General features: G+C 61.2%; 19 protein-coding genes. 4 read left to right on the top strand and 15 right to left on the bottom strand.

Translation table 11 applies throughout. The features are described from left to right. Position 1 precedes the first annotated feature (1 nt). Positions 2 to 938, bottom strand: a protein-coding gene (locus NWI_RS16735; RefSeq protein WP_148203782.1) for an IS630 family transposase whose coding sequence is annotated in 2 segments (ribosomal slippage) — positions 2 to 601 and positions 603 to 938 — 936 coding nt in all. Because the reading frame shifts where the segments join, the coding sequence is not laid out codon by codon here. A 147-nt stretch (positions 939 to 1,085) separates the two neighbouring features. Here NWI_RS16735 and NWI_RS17865 point away from each other — a divergent pair. Continuing rightward, positions 1,086 to 1,229, top strand: coding sequence for a hypothetical protein (locus NWI_RS17865; RefSeq protein WP_187148014.1), 144 nt, complete (start codon positions 1,086 to 1,088; stop codon positions 1,227 to 1,229). A gap of 59 nt (positions 1,230 to 1,288) precedes the next feature. Beyond that, positions 1,289 to 1,594 carry a CRISPR-associated endonuclease Cas2 gene (cas2, locus tag NWI_RS04935; protein WP_011314256.1) on the top strand — a complete coding sequence of 102 codons (306 nt, stop codon included), beginning with the start codon at positions 1,289 to 1,291 and terminating at the stop codon, positions 1,592 to 1,594. Between the two features lie 203 nt (positions 1,595 to 1,797). On the opposite strand, the gene NWI_RS04930 is transcribed toward cas2, so the two are convergent. Then, a complete protein-coding gene (locus tag NWI_RS04930) occupies positions 1,798 to 2,592 on the bottom strand; it encodes a universal stress protein (protein ID WP_011314255.1) in 795 nt (264 codons plus the stop codon). Positions 2,593 to 2,915: 323 nt separating this feature from the next. Here NWI_RS04930 and pabB point away from each other — a divergent pair, with 323 nt between their 5' ends. After that, positions 2,916 to 5,033 carry an aminodeoxychorismate synthase component I gene (gene pabB, locus NWI_RS04925; RefSeq protein WP_011314254.1) on the top strand — a complete coding sequence of 706 codons (2,118 nt, stop codon included), beginning with the start codon at positions 2,916 to 2,918 and terminating at the stop codon, positions 5,031 to 5,033. Positions 5,034 to 5,124: 91 nt separating this feature from the next. Here pabB and NWI_RS04920 read toward each other — a convergent pair whose 3' ends face one another. The 5 genes from NWI_RS04920 to NWI_RS04900 form a co-directional block, all read right to left on the bottom strand. Further along, on the bottom strand, positions 5,125 to 5,958 hold the full coding sequence (locus tag NWI_RS04920; protein WP_011314253.1) for a molybdenum storage protein subunit alpha: 834 nt from the start codon (positions 5,956 to 5,958) through the stop codon (positions 5,125 to 5,127). Between the two features lie 12 nt (positions 5,959 to 5,970). Further along, the gene (locus tag NWI_RS04915; RefSeq protein ID WP_011314252.1) at positions 5,971 to 6,780 is read right to left on the bottom strand and encodes a uridine monophosphate kinase; all 810 of its coding nucleotides are present in this window, start codon (positions 6,778 to 6,780) and stop codon (positions 5,971 to 5,973) included. 664 nt (positions 6,781 to 7,444) lie between these two features. Then, positions 7,445 to 7,666, bottom strand: a complete 222-nt coding sequence (locus tag NWI_RS04910; RefSeq protein ID WP_011314250.1) for a hypothetical protein — start codon at positions 7,664 to 7,666, stop codon at positions 7,445 to 7,447. Positions 7,667 to 7,826: 160 nt separating this feature from the next. Further along, on the bottom strand, positions 7,827 to 10,673 hold the full coding sequence (gene treY / locus NWI_RS04905) for a malto-oligosyltrehalose synthase (RefSeq protein ID WP_011314249.1): 2,847 nt from the start codon (positions 10,671 to 10,673) through the stop codon (positions 7,827 to 7,829). 205 nt (positions 10,674 to 10,878) lie between these two features. After that, positions 10,879 to 12,396, bottom strand: coding sequence for a protein adenylyltransferase SelO (locus NWI_RS04900; RefSeq protein WP_011314248.1), 1,518 nt, complete (start codon positions 12,394 to 12,396; stop codon positions 10,879 to 10,881). 158 nt (positions 12,397 to 12,554) lie between these two features. Between NWI_RS04900 and NWI_RS04895 the strand changes: the two genes are divergently transcribed. Next, positions 12,555 to 12,995, top strand: coding sequence for a hypothetical protein (locus NWI_RS04895; protein ID WP_011314247.1), 441 nt, complete (start codon positions 12,555 to 12,557; stop codon positions 12,993 to 12,995). Positions 12,996 to 13,161: 166 nt separating this feature from the next. Here NWI_RS04895 and NWI_RS04890 read toward each other — a convergent pair whose 3' ends face one another. The 8 genes from NWI_RS04890 to NWI_RS04855 all read right to left on the bottom strand — a co-directional run bounded on the left by NWI_RS04890 (position 13,162) and on the right by NWI_RS04855 (position 22,181). Further along, positions 13,162 to 14,166, bottom strand: coding sequence for a cytochrome-c peroxidase (locus NWI_RS04890; protein WP_041344796.1), 1,005 nt, complete (start codon positions 14,164 to 14,166; stop codon positions 13,162 to 13,164). A 4-nt stretch (positions 14,167 to 14,170) separates the two neighbouring features. Further along, positions 14,171 to 14,704, bottom strand: coding sequence for a hypothetical protein (locus NWI_RS04885; protein WP_011314245.1), 534 nt, complete (start codon positions 14,702 to 14,704; stop codon positions 14,171 to 14,173). Between the two features lie 185 nt (positions 14,705 to 14,889). Beyond that, positions 14,890 to 17,019: a TonB-dependent receptor plug domain-containing protein gene (locus NWI_RS04880; protein WP_244374985.1), complete on the bottom strand. Its 2,130-nt coding sequence runs from the start codon at positions 17,017 to 17,019 to the stop codon at positions 14,890 to 14,892. Between the two features lie 366 nt (positions 17,020 to 17,385). Further along, positions 17,386 to 18,438, bottom strand: a complete 1,053-nt coding sequence (locus NWI_RS04875; protein WP_011314243.1) for a hypothetical protein — start codon at positions 18,436 to 18,438, stop codon at positions 17,386 to 17,388. Between the two features lie 173 nt (positions 18,439 to 18,611). Next, entirely contained in the window at positions 18,612 to 19,832 is a 1,221-nt protein-coding gene (locus NWI_RS04870; protein WP_011314242.1) for a citrate transporter, read from the bottom strand. Positions 19,833 to 19,996: 164 nt separating this feature from the next. Beyond that, positions 19,997 to 20,539 (bottom strand): flavin reductase family protein, encoded by a 543-nt coding sequence (locus NWI_RS04865; protein ID WP_011314241.1) that lies wholly within the window; start codon positions 20,537 to 20,539, stop codon positions 19,997 to 19,999. 8 nt (positions 20,540 to 20,547) lie between these two features. Beyond that, on the bottom strand, positions 20,548 to 21,777 hold the full coding sequence (locus tag NWI_RS04860; RefSeq protein WP_011314240.1) for an acyl-CoA dehydrogenase family protein: 1,230 nt from the start codon (positions 21,775 to 21,777) through the stop codon (positions 20,548 to 20,550). 128 nt (positions 21,778 to 21,905) lie between these two features. Continuing rightward, positions 21,906 to 22,181, bottom strand: a complete 276-nt coding sequence (locus NWI_RS04855; protein ID WP_011314239.1) for a hypothetical protein — start codon at positions 22,179 to 22,181, stop codon at positions 21,906 to 21,908. Positions 22,182 to 22,432: the final 251 nt, after the last annotated feature.

Below are 22,432 nucleotides of genomic sequence, written 5' to 3'. Positions count from 1 at the left end.
ATTACGCATAACCGGCGTGATTGAAGAAGTTGATGCATTGGTCTGGAGAGAAGAGATCGAGGATAGAACCGATCCTGTTCCAGAGTGCGGGGATCGATCGCTCGGCGGCCTTTCGCAGATGGGCCTTGAGCTTTGCGAACGCCATCTCGATCGGGTTGAGGTCGGGCGAGTACGGCGGCAGATAGCGCAACTGCGCGCCAGCGGCCTCGATGATTTGTCGAACATCGTCGTTCTTGTGGGCGGGCAGATTGTCCATCACCACGATGTCGCCTGGCTTCAGGGTCGGGACCAGGCATCGTTGCAGGTAGACGCGAAAGATCTCGCCATTCATCGGCTCGTTGATGACAAAGGGAGCGGTGATAGCGTCGTGGCGCAGTGCCGCGACGAAGGTGGTGATCTTCCAGTGACCGTGTGGAATCTTGCCGACCAGGCGTTGGCCACGGCGGCAGCGGCCACGCAATCGCGCCATGTTGGTCGAGGTGCCGGTCTCATCGATGAAGACGAGGCGGGCTGGATCAAGCAGCCCTTGTTGCGCTTTCCAGACCTCGCGGGCCATCGCCACGTCGGGCCGATCCTGCTCGGTCGCGTAAACGCTTTTTTTTGAAGCTGATGCCGCGCCGGTCGTAGAAGCTCCACACCGTTGCCACGCTGACCGTAATGCCGCGCTCGCGCAGCAGGACCCGGACTTCTTCAAGCGTGATATCCGACTGTGCCCCAATCAGGTCGAGCAGCCACGCGGCATGCGGCTCAAGAACCGCGCGACGATGACCGCGAAGGCCGCTCGGCGCCGTTCGTCCGTCAAGCCGCCACTGACGGACCCATTTGATCGCGCTGCTGGCACTCACCGAAAAAACCTTGGCCGCCGAGGTTGCCGAAAGCCCGCCCGCAACCGCACCAATCACCCGCTCGCGCAAATCAGACGAATAGGCCCGTGTCATCGCTGCCTCCGAATCAAGACAGCCAAACCCTGGCCCAGAAAAACCCCTCCGTGAATCCTCAAACGAGTCAGATCAACCCAAAAAGACTCTAAGATCGAGGGAGTCGTCGATGTCACAACCGATGCCAAGGCGGCGCTGGCTCGCACGATGGTCATCGACCTCCCCACGAGCGAGGGATTGAGCCCGATGATGGTTTGCCTCGAGCGCCTGGCGAGCTCACTGGCGAAGGCCTACGCCGGCGAGATCAATCGACTGGCCTTGCCGCAGCCGGGCCTGCCTCTGGGCTTGTGAACATGGCGGGCGCCCCGACCAGATCGAGATCACCGCCAGCACTTTCAGGATATCGGATCATGTGGCTTGTCGTCCTGTTCGACCTGCCGGTCGGCACCAAGAAAGAACGAAAAGCGGCCAGCGGCTTTCGACTGAAGCTTCTCGATCTGGGCTTCGAGATGAGCCAGTTTTCTGTATATTTGCGGTTCTGCGCGGGCAAGGAACAGGCCGCGGCTTACGAACGCAAGATCGAACAGTTCATGCCGGCGTCCGGAAAGATCCACATTATGGCGATCACCGACAAGCAGTACGAAAACATCCGGACCTATCGGGGAAGAAAACGCGAACGAAGCCCGGAAAATCCGAATCAGTTCGTTCTATTCTGAGGGATTCACGTGGATCGCCCTTCTCCAAAGCAAGGAAAAAGGCCCTGTTTCCAGGGCCTTGATCCGACTTGTATTCTAGCGGACTGGTGATTGAGGGCCAACCGCAACCTTACTGACAGGCAAAAGGAACTCGCGGATATTCTAGCGGACCGGTAATTGAAGGCGCTTTAGCGCAATGATCCTTTCAGCATCGCCATCCCACTTCAATGCGACATGAAAACGGGAACGGTCATCGCCGAGAGCATTCCGCGCGTGGCTCCCCCGAATACAAACTCACGCAGGCGAGAGTGTCCATAGCCACCCATGACAAGCAGACTCGTCGGACTGCCCGCAACATGCGATAGAATCGCATTCGCAATGTCCATATCAGCCGCTGGTATCGTTTCCACCCCAACCTTGATATCATGTCGAGCGAGATGCCGTCCGATTTCAGTCCCATGAACCTTCTCATTCGCGGTCTTCTCATCTTCAACAATGAGCAACTCGACAGCGCTGGCTTTTTTCAGAAACGGCAGCGCATCATTGATGGCGCGCGCAGCAGTGCGGCTTCCATCCCAACAGCACACGACTTTTTCGAGCTTCAGAGTTTCCCGCTGAGTGCTGGGAACGATAATGAGCGGCCGGCCGGAATCAAACAGCGTCGTTTCGATAAGAATGCTATTGTTGATGCCCTTATGATCATCGGACTGCATGACGATACTGAGATCAAAACAGCGCGCTATTTCCGAGAACGTCTTAGGTGTTCCTGAAACAAGACGCGGTTCAGCCGAGAGAGCGCCGAGTTTCGTAGCCAGCTCAAAACGCTCAATTGCGCCGCGCGCCTCTGCCTCACTCTCGGCAAAGAGATCGCCAAGAGCATCCGCGGGAATATTCGCCTCGAAGTTAAATATCAGCGCCGTCAAGTGGGCGGAGAAAGCTTCGGCTATCGAGACGCCGAAATCTCGGGCGATATCCCGCGAGGGGTCGCGCTCCAGATGAAGAATGATGTCCTTGAACATGCAGTTCTCTCCTCAATCCAAACATCCGCCGCAGCACCATGATATCGAAAATCAAGCCGATCTCAAAGCTCCAAACCTGGTAGCGCTCCAGCGCGCGTGGTGTCCTTTCGTACCTGATCGGTCTTCCCAACGACACAATGGTTCATTGCAAAGGCGGAAGCGCTATATACGCGATATATGAGGCTCTCAGGAGCTCGACGTCTGTAGCGAATGCGAGACTTCGGGGATAAATGTATCGTACTTGACTCTTCCTGCGATCATTTCCGATCGATCAATTCCCGCCATCCCTTCGGGCGGGAACCAATGCATGCCGAGGTCATGTGGTGAGGACGCTGATAATCGACAACTACGATTCATTCACCTACAACTTGGTGCACTTGATCGCAGATATAAACCAGGAAGATCCCCTGGTCGTCCGCAACGATGCCTTGTCATGGGACGAGCTCTCCGGAGAACGATTCGATAATATCGTTATCTCGCCTGGTCCGGGACGACCCGACCGGGCAGCGGATTTCGGCTTATCGAAGGCTGCGATCGAATCGGCCACTGCTCCCTTGCTTGGCGTGTGTTTAGGACATCAGGGTCTCGCCCTCGCGGCAGGCGCGTCGTTGGCGCGGGCTCCCTCGCTCATCCACGGGCACACATCCAGAATTGCGCATCAGGGATCCGGCCTTTTCGCCAACATGCCGCCCTGGTTCAACGCGGCCCGCTATCACTCTTTTGTAGTCCAGCGCCCCCTTCCCTCCACTCTTGAGGAAATCGCCTGGACCGAGGATGGCCTCATCATGGGCATCGCCCGTCACGGCCGCCCGCAATGGGGCGTTCAATTTCATCCGGAATCATTTCTCACCGAGGGCGGCAAGGTCCTGCTACGAAACTTTCGCGATCTTTCGTTACGCTTCACAGGAAGAACCTCAACACCGCCGCCACCACGGACGAACAAGCGGCGCGCCGCGCCGCCTGTTGCGACGGCCCGCAAAGCATTCTGGTTCGAGATCCCGCGCGCGATCGACACCGAGGCGGTTTTCTGTTCACTCTTTGCTGATCAGCCCTTCGCCTTCTGGCTCGACAGCAATCTTGCCGGATCCCCGCTGCCGCAATGGTCATACATGGGAGACGCATCAGGACCCCATGCGGCGACGGCGCAGTATCGCAGCATCGACCGGCAGATCATTATCGAGGATGCTCACGGCCGCCGAACAGAGAACGCCGATCTATTCGAGTACCTTCAAAGGGAGCAACTGGGCCGGCCGCAATCGGCGCCGCCCTGTCCTTTCGCTGGCGGTCATGTCGGATGGTTTAGTTACGAGCTACGACATGATTGCGGTTCGCCGACCACGCGGCGGGCTGCAACACCCGACGCCTTATGGATCCGCCCGGACAGGTTCATCGCCGTCAACCATCGTGATGGGACAAGTTACCTATGCGCGATCGACAGTCCTGAGGAAGCCGCTCGCGCGCAGCACTGGATTCGCTCCACGCTCAAGCGGATCGAATCGGCGAGACGCCCGCCCATGAATTCTCCCGACGCGATCGACCCTAACCCACTCTCGTTCCTCATGAAGGATGGAAGATCGGACTATCTTTCCAAGGTCACCCGTTGTCTCGACCTGATCGCGCAAGGGGAGACTTATCAGGTCTGTTTGACCAGCGAGTTGTCCTGCTCTGCCACGGTCGAACCGCTGCGGGTTTATCGCGCAATGAGGAGCGTCAATCCCGCCCCGTTTGCTGCTTTCATCAAATGGCCCGGCGGAGCCATCCTCAGCGCCTCGCCGGAGCGATTCCTTGCGGTCGATACCGAGGGCAACATCGAAGCAAAGCCGATCAAGGGAACGATCCGGCGCGCCACCGATCCGGTGGAGGACAAGAAGCTGGCCGAAATGCTGCGGGCCGATCGGAAGAACCGGGCCGAGAACGGAATGATCGTCGATCTCCTGCGCCACGATCTGTCGCGCTGTTGCGAGACCGGAACCGTATCAGTCTCGCGCCTGTTTGACGTCGAAACATATCAGACCGTCCACCAACTGGTGAGTACGATACGCGGCGTTCTGAAGCCGGGGCATACGCTCATCGATGTGCTGCGCGGCGGCGCGTTTCCGGGCGGATCAATGACGGGAGCGCCGAAATTCCGCACTGTGGAACTTATCGATCAGTTGGAGCAGCGCGCCCGAGGCATCTATTCCGGCTCACTTGGCTGGCTCGGCGACGACGGCGCTGCTGATCTAAGCATCGTGATCCGATCCATCGTACTGGCTGATGGGCGGCTCTCCATCGGCGTGGGAGGCGGCGTGGTCGCGGAATCCACGCCCGAGGGAGAATTTGAGGAGATGCTCCTGAAGGCCGAGGCTTCGATCAAATCGATCGTCCTCGCCACCTTTGGAAGCTTCAGCGAAAGTCAGTATCGCCTGGTGGAATCCGGCGATCGCATGGCTGAAGGCTGAGCCATATCCGAGGCCCAGATGCGTGAGCGGCTCCCGCGCGATCGACGACCGGAGAACCGCTGGGTTCTCCGGTATATGACGGGAGTTTGGCTCAGCCCTGATGCGCACCGGTATGAATGATCGTTCCGACATGCTCGCCGCGTAGCGCGGCGGTCAGCCGTCCCGGCACAAGCCCGTTCACGACCTGCACGCGCTCGATGTGACGAGCCGTCGCCATGACCTCGACCAAGGCGGTATCGATCGGCAACGTACCCTTGAACTTTGCGAGATCGGCGGCGCTGGTCTCGCGAAGCAATTCCGCTTTCTTTCCGTCGGGACCGCTGGGGTCCGCCGTATACACCCCGTCCACGTCCTCCACGATGGTGACACCGGCCGCGCCGAGCGCGTCGGCGAGCAGAAACGCGCCGGTATCCGCCCGGTGCGGAGGAATACGGGAGCCCGGAAACTCGTGATGGTGATAGGGAGGGAACGCGCTTCCCACCACCGCGCGGGCCGCCGAAAGGTGAATCGCCAACTGGCTCGCGATGGTCGGATGCTCGATATAGGAAACGCCGTCGGGGGCGAGCAACGCCCCGAGAATGTGACCATTCTGCCCCGCCTCGCTCGCGGCAAGCGGCGCAAGCGAGCCGACCGGAAGGCCGAGATCGAGGCCGACGCCGTAGACATGCCGCGCGCGGATTCCCGCGCCGGTCAAAATGAGCAGGCGATGCTCGGGCAGGAGTTTCCGGATCTCGTCCACGATCGGAAGAATTGCGTCCCGGCCGCGATCCATGATGGAGCGGCCACCGATCTTCACCACCTGCAGCCACGGCAGCAACCGGATCGGCCGCTTGCCGGCGACGGGAGCGGTAAGCGCTCCGTCGAGCAGCGTCTGGCGCGCGAGCGGCGAAGCGACGTGCTTGATCTTGTCGTTGGTGTCGGCCATCGTGACCTCCCTTCAGCTCGCGGTGATAATGGTTCCAACGTGCTCGCCGGAGAGCGCGCGGGTCAGGTTGCCGGGGACGAGGCCATTCACAACCTGCACCTCGCGGACATTGCGCGCCGACTCAAGCAGGTCGAGCATCCGGAATTCGAGGATCGAGTCCTGCAAGCCCTTCGCCTTCATTTCGGCGACCGATATCTTTGGAATCAGGGTGGCGCCCTTCGAGGTCTTGGGATTGGCGGTGTAAAGGCCGTCTTCGTCCTTCACGAAGATCATCGCCTTGCATCCAAACTGTTCGGCAATCAGAAAACATCCCGCATCCGTGCGGTACGGCGGGATGACGCCCTCGGAGTCGGGACGCATCCACAGGCCGTAAGGCGGCATGCCGCTGAAGATGACCACGTTAACTTCGGACAGATATAACGGTACAGCCGAGAGACCGGCGCCGTCGACCGCTGATATTCCGTGCTTGGCGAGAAGCTGCCCCAGCATTATCGCGTTCTGGCTGGCCACCGATGCTCCGAGTTGCGAGAGCACACCAGCCGGCAAGCCGAGCCCGGCCGAGATCGAGTAAAGATGCCGGGCCCTGGTGCCTGCGCCCGTGCCGATCAGCAGCTTGTGGTCCTTGCGGGCGGCGACGATCTCATCCACGAGCGGATAGACCGCGGCGCGGCCGCGGTCGATCACGCTCTGTCCGCCGATCTTGAGGACCGTCGCGTCAGGCAGGATTCGAAAATTCGCCGAAGCGTCCGCGGCAGCCAGAAGCTGCGCGTCGGTCAGCGAACGCTGCATCAGGAGTTGCTCAAGTTCCGAGGTGGTGGCCATTGGGGCTTCCTTTCGTCATGCGGTCGCGCTGTCGACGATCAGCTTTCTTATCGACGCCCTCACCCGGCAGGCTCGTCCTGCCCGAACAGCTTGATCCATTCCTTCAATTCCCGTCAATCGAAATCCGGCACGGAAGGAATCATGTCGATGCGGAGCGTCTCAAGACGGTGCAATTGAAAGGCCCATCGCCGCTTTTTTTTGTGGCGGCAACCCGCCTCCGGCGTTGGTATCCACGATGAGGCGAGCGACACGGATCACGCTCCTCGACCGCGCAGCGGCGGAAACTGCCACCGCAAAGGAAAAGATGATCACGCCTCAGGCCGGCACGATCGACAACCATTGGCCCGTGCCGGCTCCCAGCCGTCCGCGTTCTCGGAACAGACTCAAGATAATTTTATAGCGTTTTCGAGCGAAGTGAATCCGGTTCGCGTAAAGGAAACGCTTCAAAACATAAAAAGAGTCTTTCACCGTTTCCATGAAACGGTGAAAGACTCTGGAACTGTTTTAATAAACCGACCCGCAACACATCAATGCAAGCGGGAGATCGAGAAGCGGCGGCTTACGAAAAGAACATGCGGTTATGCTCTCGGCGCATCGGCATGCCATCCGCTGTCAAACGATCCTGACGTTCGATGAACGAACGCCCAGGACTTTCATGGTGTGGTCAGTTCACGGAACCAAAAGGCAGGATGGAAACGGTTTCGCCCTCGTCGTTAAGAATGGTGATGCACATCCCGTTATCAGGGAGTTCGGGCGTATCACCCAGCATCTCGCGAGCCAGAAGGGTCCCGTACATCACGGCCTCCTCGTGGTTTTGCAGGGGGACCTTGATGGGTTTCGATTTGCGCTCGGCCAGATCTGTGATGAAGTAGCTGAAAATAGGCATGATAAGCGAGTACCGCGTGGGTTCGTTGTTGTTGAGGAAAGCGAGGAGTTCACAACGGACAAGAAAGGAGAGCCGCTGTCGCGGCGCCTTCCGTTCAAGACTGATAGGGCTGATGTCTATTCGTGGGGATGGCTTCGGCTTCTATTACTGTAATGGTTTCTTAGACTATCACGGGCTCCGCCGCCAGAGCCTTTCCGCTTCTGGTGGAATCCGAGGCGGAAGGCGTAAGCAGCGCCACAGGGAGGCTGGCGAACAGGTCGCGGGCCAGAAGCGATCCTTGCGAAAGCGTGAGTTCACGTCCGCTGAACAGTTCAGTCCATCGCTGCGGAGCGGCCTCGGACGGCAGAGCGAGGTTGCAGTCACCCCACGTCTCAGCCTGATGCCCACGGGACGGGTACAGAGCTACCGCGGTCACCAGCGCGCTATGTTCGCCCGCGCGCATGAATGCGCAGAGACGGTCGGCCTGCGGCCCTGTGGCAGGGAGCGCTTCATAGGAGCCGTCCACGAACAGTTCGGGTTCGCGCCGGCGCAGCGCCAACGTCTCGGCAATGAGGCGGAGTTTCAAACGGCCGTCACGCCAGTTTTCAAGAAGCTCCGCAAGATCACCCTCGCCGGATTCCAGGGATGCCAGTGATGTTCTCCGGGTGTCGTAATCGACGGCGCGACGATTATCCGGATCGACCATGCTGAAGTCCCAGAGCTCCGTGCCCTGATAGATATCCGGCACGCCGGGCGCCGTGAGTTTCAGCACAACCTGAATGAGACTGTTCAAAGCGCCAAGGGTGGCCACGCGCTGCTGAAACGCAGAAAAGGACTCAAGGAAGGGATTGGTGCGCGAGGTGTCCAGCGCATAGCCAATGAACTCCAGCACGGCGTCTTCGTATGCGGCGTTTGGCGCGGCCCAGGTCGTATGGACCTTGGCTTCGCGCATGGCTTTCGTCATGGCGCCTTCGATCCGCTGGCGAAATGCGTCCACTTCCCCCGGATCAAGCTGGCCCGCCGAGAGTCGGGCCGGCCATACCCCAAGCAGGAGTTGATAGAACGCATATTCGTCATTGCGATCGGGCGGCACTTCGTCGGCATTTCCTGCGTTGCGCGCCCGCAGCATCCGGCTCCACAGCGCAACGTGCTGAGCCCAGTCGTCCGGTATCTCCGACAGCACCGCCAGCCGCGCGCGCGTATCCTCGCCGCGCTTGGTGTCGTGCGTGGCGGTGCTCAGCATGGCATGCGGCGTTCGTTTCGCCCGCTGCGCGTTGGCATGATGAAAGGCGGATATGCTTACGCTGAACTGGTCGGGGTGGCCGCCGACCTCGTTCAGCGCCAGCATCCGGTTGTAGCGATAGAAGGCGGTATCCTCGAGCCCCTTGGCCATCACGGGGCCGCTGTATTGCTGTGCGCGCATGGCGACACGGACCACCTCCACCCGGCTGAAGCCGCTGCGCGGCCCGGCGACGAGGTCGCAGGTCAGTAGCTGGTGGAGGAAATCGAAAACGCTGGGGTCCAGGGCGGCGCCATTGCGGCGGGCCTGCGCCATGGCCCAATCAATATCGCGGCGGTCGGCAGGGGTCGGCGCGCCGCACCCGTCAACATAGGTGCGGTAGACGGGGAAGACCGCGATGATTTCCTTCAGCGCCCGCTGCAGGACGTTGTTGGTGAAATCGGCGGTCCGCGGGTTCGAGCGCGCCACCCGCGCCGCCTCCCTGGCCAGCACGTTCAGTTCGCTCGCCATCTCGTTTTCCATGATCCGCATTTTCGAATCGCGGACGATGTCGCTGAACGACGCCCGCTCACCGGTGAAGTCGGCGTAGAGGCGAGTGAGATTCTCCTGACCTGCGGGGTCGTTCAGAAGACCGGTCACAAGGTTCGTGAACTCGTAACCGGTCGTCCCCTCGACATCCCAGTCATCCCGAAGGTTTTCATGAGAGGCGAGGATCTTCTCGACAACGAGATAAAATGGACGCGGGGCCTTCTCCCGCAGGCGTGAAAAGTATCCCTTCGGATCGAGAAGTCCGTCGACGTGGTCCAGCCGGATTCCGTCGAGCACGCCCTGCTCGAGCAACCGGAACACCAGCGAATGCGCGTGGTCGAAAAGCTGGGGCAACTCCATCCGGACCCCGGCCAGGTCATTGATGTTGAAGAAACGCCGGTAGTTGATGTCGTCGGCCGCGACGCGGAAGTGGGCCGCGCGCCAGTGCTGGTCGCGGATCAGCGCGTCCAGCTTCGACCAGCTTTGCAGGTCGCCAGCCTCGCCGTTGAACCGGTCCACCGCGGCCTCGATCGCGACCGCCAGATCGGGATTGCACCGAACGGACTCGGCCAGTTCCAGTTTGAGATCGGCAGCCCGGCGGTCGATATGCGGCCGCCATGTCGAGAGATGGGCAAACGCATCGCCGATGCGTTCAAGGTCCGGATGACGATCGCCGAGAATGCGTTCGTAATGAAGCGGGCTAATGGGCAGCTTGTGGGTTTCATATGCCCATACGGCGAGGGATCCGGCTTCGGCATCGAACCTCAGGCGGAGCGCGCCCGACTGCAACTCGGCGCCGTACTGATCGCCCAGAAACGGCACAAGCAGCTTGCCTAGCAGGTAACGGCGATCCGACTCCCAGTCGATATCGAACCAGCCCGCGAATTGCGAATCCGGTCCCCATTCGAGCACGTCCAGCCACCACGGGTTGTCCGCGCCGCCCACCCCCATGTGGTTCGGGACGAAATCAAGAATCTGGCCGAGACCGTTCGTCCGGAACGCGGCAACCATCCGCTCGAAGGCCGCGGTGTCGCCCAACTCCGGATTCAGCTCGGTGTGGCTGACGATGTCGTAGCCATGGGTGCTGCCGGGGCGTGCCCGCAGATAGGGCGAGCAATAGACATGGCTTATTCCTAGCCTGGCGAGATAAGGCGCAAGCGCCGCGGCCTGGTCGAAGCCGAAGTCCTTGTTAAGTTGCAACCGGTAGGTGGCGCGCGGGATCGGCTTGCGGTCAGGCTGGTCCGATCGATCAAGGGTCATCCGTATGTCCGCCGCCGATTGATGCTATCAAAGAGGTCGCCGATACGTTGACCCGAATCCACGAGGGCTGCCGTGCGGTGGGAGAAAGTCTCTTTCAACTTTTGAACGTGGCGGGAGTTCCAGCGGCTGAGTGATCGCGACGTGCCGACTTGAACAAGTCGCGCCGACAGGAATTGAGGCGCGATTCCTGTACGAGGCCCGCCCGCTATGTCCCGCAGAAAGTCTGCCGGACTTCCTCTTCCGGCCGGGGCGGCTTCGCATAGCCGGCAAACTTCGGCTGGTCATCGAAGGGATGCGACAGCACTTCGACAAGTTCGTGGAACGTCTCGAAGCGTCCTGCTTCCGCGTCGCGAATGGCAGCCTCGATGCGATGATTGCGCGGAATGAACATCGGGTTGACGGAGAGCATGTCGGTGCGTCTCACCTCCGCCGACTGCCCTTCAAGCGACAGGCGCTGCCGCCACCGTTCAGTCCATTGGTCGAAAGCGGACGGGTCTGCGAATAGCCCCCTCACCTCCGCATCGCCTTTCGTATCGTCGGCGGCCCCGCACAGAGCGCGGAACGTCAACGTGAAGTCCGCTCCATTCTCCGACATCCGGGTCAGGAGGTCGGACGCGAGTTCGAGATCGCCTTCCATCTCGCGGACAAGGCCAAGCTTCCGGCGCATGCCCGAGAGATACGCGGCATTGAAGTGATCATCGAAGGCGGCGATCGAGGCATTCGCGCATTCAATCGCCTTGGCGCCGCCATCCGCTATCAGCGGCAGCAAGGCCTCGGCGAACCGCGCCAGATTCCATGCCACGGCGGCGGGCTGGTTTTCAAACGCATAGCGTCCGAACTGATCGATCGAACTGAAAACCTTGTCAGGCCGATAGGCGTCGATGAACGCGCACGGCCCGTAATCGATCGTCTCGCCCGCGATCGCGGTGTTGTCGGTGTTCAGAACGCCATGGATGAAACCGACAAGCATCCATCGTGCCGACAGCCGGGCCAGCGTTGCGACGACCGCGTCGAAGAAAGCCAGATACGGGTCCCCGGCCGAGCATACATCCGGGTAGTGCCGGGCGATGGCATAATCGGCCAGAGCGCGAAGGTTTTCGACGTCGCCACGCGCGGCGAAATACTGAAACGTGCCGACACGCAGGTGGCTCGACGCAACACGGGTCAGGATGCCGCCCGGCAGTACGCGCTCACGCATGACCTGTTCGCCGGTCAACACCACGGCGAGCGAGCGCGTCGTCGGAATGCCGAGCGCGGCCATGGCCTCGCTGACGATGTATTCGCGGATCACGGGACCGATCGCGGCGCGGCCATCGCCGCGTCGGGAGAACCGGGTCCTGCCAGAGCCTTTGAGCTGGATGTCGAATCTTTTGCCCGCAGCGTCCACGACCTCACCGAGCAGGATGGCCCGGCCGTCGCCGAGCTGAGGCACGAAGCTTCCGAACTGGTGCCCCGCGTAAGCCTGCGCGATGGGGTCAGATCCAGGCGCGATCTCATTGCCGGAAAGAACAGCAACGCCTTGGGGGCTCTTGAGGAACGCCGGATCGATGCGCAACTGGCGAGCCAGCGCGTCGTTCACGCGCAGGAGCCTCGGCGCCGCCACCGCCGCCGGTTTCACGCGCTCATAGAACGCCTCGGGCATCCGCGCATAGGTGTTGTCGAACGGAATGGGCGCGGCCGCATCCGCGGGCGTGACACACGACTTCTCTGCAAGCTGGCTCATGCGCTTAAAGTCGTTCCTCCGTTCCGAAAAAGCAAGGTCGGGCGCTGAACCTCTTCAACGGCCGCGTGGATCGATCGCAGGTGGATCGGCTGCTGGACATCACGAGGAGCGAACATTAGGCTTTATGGCGAGGGCTCGATCAGGGAGCGTGGAAGCACATGGTTCCTCAATGGCAGTATCAGGTTCGATTCGATGTCGTCGATGCGGCGATCTCGGAATCGATACGAAGAAAGGCGCAAGACCCGGCGCTGACACGTCTCTTCGAGATCCTCGCCAGACACCGCGCCGTGCCGAAATCGCAGTTCGACGCCTTTTCGGAGTACGTCACCACGGCGGAAGAGCGCGGCGTCGATGGCTATCCGCTATACCAGTGGACTAAGGCGACGATCGAGGATCCGGCGAAGAAGGAAAAATATCTGAAATCCTTCACGCTCTATGTGGATGACCAGGAGGTCTATGCCAAGGAGATCGCCGACAGTCTGGAGTCCGATCTGCAACCGCTCGCCGCTGGCGGGCTCATTACGCGAATATCCAAGTACGACACGAATCCCGAAAACAATCCTCAGCCGCCGCGGCGTGGCAGCAAGAACTCATCATAAAGCGCGGCCGGCGATCATCACTGATCACGGCGATCAACGGCGCGGATCATTCGCGCGCGGCTAGAGCCTTTCACCGTTTCGTGGAAGCGATGAAAGACTCCAGCTTCTTGATTTGACGCGTTTTCTTCACGCGAACCGGATTCCACTTCGCTCGAAAACGCTATATTCACAGGCGCTTGCCGCAGGCATCTTCAGGCATGGCGAGCGATTTGCGCTGGGTGAACTCGGTGTCAGATAGAGCCCCAAGGAAAGCGATCAGCTGCGCCACATCGGCCGCGCCGTGCGTCAGCCCGTGCCTGGCGATAGCCTCATCGAGCGTCCACGCCGATCCATCGTGCCACCAGGGGCCGGTCAGCGCGATGTTGCGCAGCGAGGGCGTACGAAACTTGCCGCGATCGGCATCGATCCCCGTCTTTTCGAACAGCCCCTGATCGGCCAGCGCGGGATCGGCCGGGCCGAGACGGTGCATGGTCAAATCCGTGAAGTTCGACCCTGAATGACAGCTCGCGCAATCGCGGGCGAACAGCGCGGAACCAGCTTGTGCTTCGGGACCAAGCCGCTGCCGGTCCCAGGCGCTGCCATGGGAGATCAGCGTGCGTTCGAAGCTCGCCAGTGCGCGCGCCACATTGGAAAAGTCGATGCGACCGCCATCTTCGGGAAAGGCGCGGGCGAACATCGTCTGGTAGCAACTATCGCGTCCGAACCGCCTGCCGATCTCGGCTTCACGCCCCGCCATGCCCATCTCGACCGGATGAGTGCCGAATACCGGGGTCGCCGCCTGCATCTCAAGCGTCGTCGCTGCCGGGTCCGCGAAGTTCAGCGGCGTGAACCATGCGACATTTGCCAGACCGGGAACGTTGCGTCGCCCCGGCTCATCCGTCACGCCGGGACGGGTTCGGGTGCTATCGGCGAAAGCGTGCTTCTGCACGTGGCAGGTGGCGCAGGACATGGTGCCGTCAACCGACAGATCGGCGTCGTAGAACAGACGCCTCCCGAGCTCGACCTTGGCGGCGGTCATGGGATTGTCGGCCGGAACAGGCGGAGCCGAAACGCCGGCCGGCAGCGTCCACCGCCATGTCGAGGCTTCTCCCATCGGCAGCCCGGCTGGCGACGATATGATCAGCAGCAGCCCGGCTGACAGCAACGGACGCGAGAAACGCCGGACCTGCACGGGATCAGGGCACGCGCGCGAGCAAGACCGTCATCTGCGGCTGGCCATTGGCCGATATCTGCAGGATGTAAGGACCTGGCGTGAGAGAGTAATCCACCATCTTGCGGATCCCGGTGCAGTTCGGCCCATGTCCGTGCGCAGTCGATCGCAACGCCTGCTTGTCACGCACGACGTCGATCCAGGCGGCGGAATCAAGCGCCACCCGGTAGGTGCCGGCTTCGCGCACATCGATCCGTACAAGACCGCCATGGCTGACAGAGCCGCCCGGCTTCTCGGGACGCAGCGGATAACGCACCTCAGGCGTCTGCAGCAAAGTCAGGCGTACGGCCCGGCCGACCGGCAGGCTTGAAATGCCCGCCTCGCTGCCGGCCGCCTGCAACGGGGATGGCGCGGTCCAGGGCGCCAGTTCGCCCGTCGGCGCGACCGGCGCCGTGCAGGCAGGTTGGGCGGCCTCCTGCGCTTCGGACGATCCCACTGCGACAATGGCGACGGCCAGCGCACCCAGCACCGGACCCCATGACATCTTCTTCCCGCGCATGAACTCCTCCCCGTCCCATGACCCAATCTATATTCTTATGAATATAACGTATCTGTCCGCGCAGCAACCGCACATCAGAGGAAGCACATTCAGGCAGACACAATCAGCGCAGCGCGTTGGGAGATGCACGCCGGAGGGCGGACGTGCATCTCCTCGCCGTGACCACCGCACTGGGGTCTTATAAGCTAAAATCTGGCACGCGCCTTCAGGTAGAAGGTGCGTCCCGGCTGCGGTAATCCCCACGCAAGCTCGTAGTTCTGGTCGAGCAGGTTCCTTACACCGCCCGCCACCTCAACATTCTCAGTGAACTTGTAGTTCACGTTGATGTTGGCGAGCGTATAGGCCCCGGTGCGGATATAGAGATCAGGAAACGCGGCGCGGATCGGCGCGTTCGGTCCCTGCGTGCCGACAAGGACGTCGCTCCAGCGGTCGCTCGTGACCTCGAGATTTGGCGTGATCGCAAGCGGCTCGATTGGCCGCCACGTTGCATAGAGGAACGCCTTCTGGGTCGGCACGCCGACCGGCTGGAATCCGGGCACGGATACGTCGCTGACGTTTCGCTCTATAAAAGTGTAGTTGCCGCCGATCATGAACTGCGCGGAGAGTTGCGCTTCGAACGATGCCTCAAATCCGTAGAAGTGTCCTTGATTGATATTCTGCGTTTGCGACTGAGTCGGGCTGACGCGAACCGCCTGTATCAGGTCGCGCACGTCGCTGTAGAAGATCGCCGCCGTTCCCTTCACGTTAGAAGCGATCTGACCCTTCCAGCCAAGTTCGTAGTTGGTGGCGCGCTCGGGACCGAGATTGGGATTCGGAATCGCGGTACCGAAACGCTGGCTGTAAAGCTCGAAGATGGTGGGAAAACGCGTACGGTCGGATACGCTGAAATGAACCTGGCCGGTCTCGTTGTAGCGCCAGATCGCCGCCGTCTGCCAGTTCAGGGCATCGGAGCCCCCCTTCGGATATTCATAGATGAACCCGCCGCCGCTGTCCCACTCCTCGGCTCTGTTGATCGAATATTTGTCGTAGCTGATGCCCGCCACCAGATCGAAGTCGGGAGTGACGTGGAAGGTATCTTCCCCGGCGATCGACCAGGTCGTCTGCGCCTGGTTCTGCCTCGGTTCGAGCATAGCCATCGTCGGATGGGTCGGCCGGTTGTGATTCCACTCGGCGTGGAAATCCTGTCGATAATGGAACGCCGTCTTCAGCGTGTTCATCGGGATCAACTCGGTGCCGGCCTCGACCGAGCCGCCACGCGCGCTGTCGTCATAATAGCTATTGAAGCGGCCGTTATTCGACTGCGACGAGTAGGTGATGTCGTCATACGCCGAAAGCAGATTGTAGAACGTGTTGTAGTAAAGCTTGGTCCTGACGTAGGAGGCGTCGCCGAGCTGGGTGTTCGACAGGAAGGACAGGTTCTCGACATCCCATTTCGGCCACAGCCAGAAGCTGTTCTGGCTCGACGGCGGATTGTTGTAGACGTTCAGCGGCGCGCCCTTGGCGCCGGACTGCTTGATATAGTTGATGCTGTATTCGTCGGTTTCGTTCGGCGTGTAGCCTGCCTTGAGGTTAATTCGCCAGTCGCGGGTATCCGAACCGTTGCGCCGTCCGCCATCCTCGAGCGAGCCGGCGTAAGGGCCTTGCGCCGGATATGGCGAATAGCCGCGCGACAGCGACCAGAAATCCTGGTCGAGCTGGTTGACGCTGCCCTGAACGTAGAATTTCTCCTGGCGCGATCCGACTCTCGCATAGCTGTTCCAGCCCTGGAATGCTCCCCGATTGTCGAACATCGTACCGGCGTTGAGTTCAGACTCGAACGCCTTGACCGGTTTAATCGACACCAGGTTGATGGCCCCGCCCATCCCGCCCGGCCCGTCGAGCACCGAGGCATACCCCTTCTGAATCTGGATTTCGGCGATGTCGCCGGTGAGGAAGCGGCTGAAATCCAGCCGGTTGTCGGCGGGAAGATAGACGCGCACGCCATCGATCATCAGCGGGACTTGCCAGCGACCGAAACCGCGCACGAAAATGTCGGTCTCGTTACGCTGGCCATTGGCCGACTGCGTGCCGTTGACGCCAGGCACGAGGTTCACGGCTTGATCGAGCGTCTGCTTTTCGAAGGTCCATGTTTGCTCGCGCGTCACCGTCGAGCCGCCGACGCCACCTCCGCTCCCGCTGCCGCTGCGCCCTCCGCCGGAAACATAGATCTCGCCAAGTTGATAAACACTGTCACGACTCTGGTCGCGATCCTGCGCCTCCGCACCGGCCGTCATCGCAAAAATCGCGACCGACGACAGGAGCGCGCCCCTGCTCATGCAATTCATTGACAATATCATAATCACCCCCGGAGAATACGATATATTCCTTAGAATATATCGATACCGGGAGTAAAGGTAAGGAACGTAGCTACATATTGACGCATATATAGCGATATGGTCAATGAAATCCCGCCCCCGGATTCCTCACCCGGCGCGCGCGTAGCGGACCACCGCCCTGTTAAAGCTACACGGCTATGACCGCGTTACATCTTGCAAGAACAGTTCGAAGACACGGCATTGAACCAAATGCCGCATCTCGCCACAGACGTCTCCGATACAACGCCTCGCTGCCCTCTCATCCCACCTCAGAGCCCGCTCGTCAGGTCTGAAGCGACAGACCGCTCGCAAGACGTGGAGATCGCGTCAGCGTGCTCCAATCAGGCCTCGGCTGGTCACGACGACCCAGCGACCGTCCTGCTTGCGGATGGCGTCAACGCGGCCGAGTCCCGGCACCGGATCGCCGGAGCGAACCTCGAAGACACCGCTACGGCCTTCAATCAAGGCGATGCCGTCCATGACGTCGTGCAGGACCCAGCCCTGGACCGTCGGAAGACGCGCGATGCCCGGCTTGGGCGACGGCAGCGGCACCGGCTCCGCAACTGGAATCGAGCCTGTCACGTTCGCCGCAGCGGTCACCGCCGCTGGCGCGGGTGGTGCTGCCGGCGCCGCAGCCGAATGCGGCTTGTCCAGCGTCTCATGGAGCTTCGTCAGCCTGGCCGCCGAGTCAGCCTGCGCCTTCTCGATCTTGTCCAGGCGATCGTTGACCTTGGCGAACCGGCTTGCATCATTCCTGGCCGAGCGATCGACGCCTGTCTTCAACGAGGCGATTTCTGATTCGAGTTGCTTGATCGTGGCTTCCAGCGCCTGGGTGCGGTCCGCAACCGCTGACGACTGTTGATCCGCAATGCCGTGGCGAAGGGCGGAGGTGGCAAGCGAGCCGCCGATCGCACCGGTGATCGCGGCCAATGCCGCCATCGCCGCAACGGCGGCGAAACGCCTTTTGCCGAACCGGCTCGATGTCCGCGCGCCATCGGCTGCCGCCGGGCCGTGATCACCGGCCTCATGATCCCAGGCCCTTTCATGGAACGGCGTCACGACCATGGCCTTGCCGAGTTCTCGCGGCAGGCCAGACCTGGAATGTTCGACTTCAACCTCGGGCTCGACCGGAGAGATTTCCACCGCAGGAGCCTCAGCCTCGCCCCGAAGCGCCTTGATCGCCGGAGCCTCCGCTTCGGTTTCAGCTTCGATCGCGAGGTCAACCTGATCTGCTACCGGCTTGTTGTCGTCGGGCGACGGGGCGGACAACTCCTGCTCCGGCGCAAGTTTCGGAGGCTCGCCGCGCGACGGCTTGCCCCCCATCTCAGGGAGTTTGTTATCGCGCTCACCGGCAGTCCGATCAGACGAATGGTCGCTCACGTTAATAACTCCAGTACACGTTGAACTAATCGGTAACTTTCAATGACTTGCAAAATCGTTACCTTGAACATCATTGCGGAAATTTTAGGATGTTCCCGGCCGGAAAACCGGCTTAACCCGGACTGGTGAAACGCGCCGCATGCGCTACGCAACGCTGCCGATCTGATACGCCTTCAATGAGGCGCGTCGGGATGCCAGCCGAGGATGGCCAGCATCACGAAAAAGCCGACAACATAGGCGACCGCGATAGTCCAGCCGTTCCTGACCCAAAGTCCCACGGATTTCGCCTCGGGATACATGTTCGAAAGCGCCACGCCCGCCGAAGAGCCGAACCAGATCATCGATCCGCCGAAGCCGACGGCATAGGCGAGAAATCCCCAATCATAGCCGCCCTGCTTGAGAGCCAGCTCGGTGAGCGGGATGTTATCGAAGACCGAGGAAACAAAGCCAAGGCCGAGCGTCGTCTGCCACGATGCCGCCGGCAGTGTCTCGACCGGCATCATGGAGGCGGCGGTCACGAGCGCCAGAAGAAAGACCGTGCCTTTGAACGTTTCGGGCATCACCTTCCAGTCCGGCCTTCGCAAGAAGGCCGTCAGCAAAATCGCCGCCCAGACGGCGAGCCCGAGCACGGGAAGCGTATCGAGCAGCGCCGGGAATTTCAGATTGGCGGTCACATTCGCCGCCAGCGCCGCGATGAGGATGACCGCAACGACGAAGACTCGCGCGCCGTCCACACGCACACCGCGCCGCGGATCCTTCACGATCGGTGAAAAGCGATGCTGCCGCATCGCGGCCGGCACCGCGAAGATCGCGAGCGCCACGATGGCCGCTATATACGCCTCCAGCACGCTGAGCGGACTGACGCCGTCGATCCACATCATCGTCGTCGTCGTATCGCCGACCACGCTTCCGGCGCCACCCGCATTGGAGGCCGCGACGATCGCAGCCAGATAACCGATATGCACTTTCCCCCGAAAGACGTGGCGCGCCACCGTTCCTCCGATCAGCGCGCCTGCGATATTGTCGAGGAAGCTCGACAGAATGAAAACGATGACGAGAAGGACGACGCCACCTTTCCAGTCATCGGGCAACAGGGCTGGCATCGCGTCGGGAATCCGGCTCTCCTCGAAGTGCCGCGACAGCAGGGCAAATCCCATCAGAAGCAGGAACAGGTTGGCCAGCGTGACCCACTCGTGCGCCATGTGGTGGGCGAAGCCGTTCAATCCCGCGCCGGACTTGAACCCCGTGAAGCCTGTCTTGTAAGCGATGATCACAGCGAGACCGGTCAGCGCGATCGGAAGCGTATGCCGGTGGAACAGCGCAATGCCGAGCAGGATGAACGCAAAGAAGATGAAATCGAGGGGTACTCCAACAATCAGAATCGGATCGGCCATCGTGCTCCCAAACATTCAATCGCGGCAGGATGCGGGCGGTGGCGAACCCGCCCCGGAGGTGGAGGAAAGTCGGGCTGGAAGCGCCGCGGCAAGGGCATCCGACATGCCGGCTTGCGAGACATCGCCGGAATTCAGGCTGCTTGCGCATCAGGGCCAGCAGGCCGTCATTCGCCGACGAAGCGGCCATACTTGCCGCGGGAAAACAACAGCGCCTCGTCCCGGTTGTAGCTATAGGCTTCCACGGCGCCGAGGAAGATGACGTGATCTCCGCCGTAATAACGATCGACGGCTCGACATTCAAAGCTCGCAACGCTGCCCGCCAGAAGCGGAGCGCCGCCGAGACCCGGTTTCCAGCCGACCCCCTCGAACTTCCGGCTCGACGGCTGCGCGAATTTGGTCGCGAGCCCTTGTTGTGAAGCCCCGAGCACATTGACGGCGAAATGGCTGGCGTTTTGAAAGACGCTCATGTTCCGCGAATAGATCACGAGGCTCCACAGCACCAGCGGCGGATTCAGCGAGACCGACGCGAACGAGTTGCACGTTAACCCGTGCGGCGTTCCTTCCTCGTCGACAGCCGTGATGATGGTGACGCCCGTCGCATAGGTTCCGAGCGCATTGCGGAAGTCGCGCGGATCGAGAGTCGACTCCCCGCTCGCCAGTTCACGAGCCGGATCCGGCGTGTCGGGAAGTTCAGAACCGTCAGTCATCAGACGCCTCACAACGTCAGATTCTGCGACGGCAGCCCGAGGGCGACCCGGCCGTAATCCGTGCCCGCAGCATCGAAGCTGAATGCGATATGGGAGTTGATCGCGACCGCATCGCGGAACTGGCGCTGCAGCGGAGCGGCGGCGAACAATCCGCGCGCGCCGCTTGACGCAAACAGCAACGACACCGCTTCCGTGCACAAGGTCACGGCATAAGCGCCATCGCGCCGCCACCCGGTTTTCACCGCCATGTCGGGGACAAGCCCGCGTTTCGCATCGGAAATCGCCCTGATGCAGATCGAGCGCATGACCAGGCGAGCGGCGTCGATCTTCGCGGACGCTTCGGCGATCTTGATCTGCGTGGACTGGAGATCGCCGAGCCTGGCGCGGTTGAAAGTGGTTGCGCGGTGCCGCGCGATCTCGATGTAGTCATTGAGACACCCCTGGGCGTTGCCGAGCGCCACCCCGGACAGCACGAACGGAAACAGCGCGAAGACCGGCAGCGCATAAAGCGGATTCGGATTGACGGCGCTGCCGGGTGACGGACCTCCGGCGATATCCGCGACCGACAGGGTCATCGCCTCCTCGACGAAGAGGTCGTCGGCTGCAACGTCGTTCGAGCCCGTTCCTTTCAGGCCCGCGGCGTTCCACATATCGATGATCCGATAGCGCTCGCGAGGGACCAGGAAAATCCTGTACTCGATGCCATCTGCTTCATCATCGGATGAAACGTGCCCGGCGAGCATGTTCCACGTGCAGCAGTCCACTCCCGAGGAGAACGGCCAGCGCCCCTGCAAGCGATACCCACCCTCGACCTTGGTGGCGCGACCGGAAGGAAACACGAAGGACGACGCGATCAAAGCATTTGGATCTTTCGCCCAGACGGCGTCCTGGGCCCGACGGTCGAACATGCCGAGCATCCAGTGATGACTCGCAAGGTTGGCCAGCGTCCAGGCCGCGGATGCGTCGGCGACGGCAATCGCCTCGGCAAGGTCAACCAGAGCAACGTAGTCGAGTTCAAGGCCGCCGACCCGCCTCGGCTGCAGGATCTTGAATAATCCGGCGTCATGAAATTCCTTCTCGGTCTCCGGCGGCAGACGCCGCAACTCCTCGCTTCTGGCAGCCCGATCACGTAGCTCCGGCACCAGCGCCCTCGCCCGCGCCATCACGGCTGCGTAGGCATGATCGCCTGCGTCGGACTCTGCCGGATTTGCAGGCGCGCCAGGATCGTTACCTGCCATTCGACAATCCCCTGAAATTAGGCTGGCCGACTTCGCCCATACAGCGGACGTTGTGAGGCGCACCTCCCTAACTACAAGGGAGCAAAAGGGGGAGCAACAACAGATGACACCTGATAAATTCAGCCGTTCTACTGCGCGGCGACCCTGTGAGTTCGTGCGGATAGCCCTTTGTCGAGTTCGACACGGCAGCCCGAGCTGAGGCTGGAGCGGTTTTTGACCATGCAGGCGGTGATCCGGCCGATATTCGGGATCTCGGAGCTGCACAGGCGAAATGCGTCGCCGGTGCACTGTCGTTGCGCTTCAGCCGTGAAAGCAAAGCTCGGGCTGGCCAGCGTGGTCAGAATGGCCGCGACCGCCAGGATCGCGGAGACTTGACGGGCAGTTTCAGCGTGAATGGCGGTCATCGTGAGGCTCCTCGGGCTGGCCGTAAACTTGCGGGCCGGTTTCGATGCGCTACCCTGAGCCATTGAGCCGGGAGAAACCGTGAGGTGGATCACTCAATGAAATATGATAATTTTATCAATCATATAGACAGAATGTGCCGATATGAGCCGACGGCGACACCCCGACCGGCCGCGACGGATTGGCCTGACGGATTGGCCTGAAGGCTGCGGCCGGCATTCGCCTTTAACCTGGCCGCCGACCTGCCCCGACA

The organism is Nitrobacter winogradskyi Nb-255 (assembly GCF_000012725.1).
Taxonomy (GTDB): Bacteria; Pseudomonadota; Alphaproteobacteria; order Rhizobiales; family Xanthobacteraceae; genus Nitrobacter; species Nitrobacter winogradskyi.
This window is presented reverse-complemented; position numbering and strand designations above follow the sequence as displayed.